This is a genomic window from Acidovorax cavernicola (assembly GCF_003581445.1).
This window is the reverse complement of record NZ_QXMN01000373.1, coordinates 1-528: the sequence shown is the minus strand read 5'-3', so window position 1 is coordinate 528 and position 528 is coordinate 1. Positions and strand designations below refer to the sequence as shown.

Sequence of the window (528 nt, the reverse complement as noted above, 5' to 3'; positions counted from 1 at the left end):
CGGCTTCGTACACGGTCACCTGACCAGTCGCCGCGCCATTGCCGTCGTTCACAGTCACGCCCGGTGTGTCGTTCGCGCCGTTGATGGTGATCGTCAGCGTCGAGGTCGAGGTGTCGCCGTCCGCGTCGGTGATGGTGTAGGTCACCACCTCGGTCAGCGTCTCGCCCACCGTCAGCGCCTGCACGCGTGGGTCGGCGTTGTTCAGCGTGTAGGTGTAGGTGCCATCGGCGTTCAGCACGATGCTGCCGTAGGTCGTCGTGATCGACGAACCCACCGTGCCTGCCGTGCCACCGAAGCTCACGCCCGTCACCGGCACCGAGTTGCTGTTGTCCGCGCCGTCGCGGTCGTTCGTCCTCACGCTGCCCGACACCGTGTTCGGCGTGCCGTCCTCGGTGATGGCGTTGCTGTCGGCATTCGCCGTCGGCGTGTCGTTGATGATCAGCACCGTCAGCGTGCCGTTGGCTACGTCGCCGTCGCGGTCTGTCACCGTCAGTGCGATCGCCTCGGTCACTTCGGCGCCCCCGCTGT

Annotated in this window: 1 protein-coding gene; it reads right to left on the bottom strand. The window is 66.7% G+C overall.

Annotated elements, in window-relative coordinates; all coding sequences use genetic code 11:
• Positions 1–528: cadherin-like domain-containing protein (locus tag D3H34_RS33740; RefSeq protein ID WP_147400647.1), on the bottom strand; the 528-nt coding region annotated here is incomplete at both ends.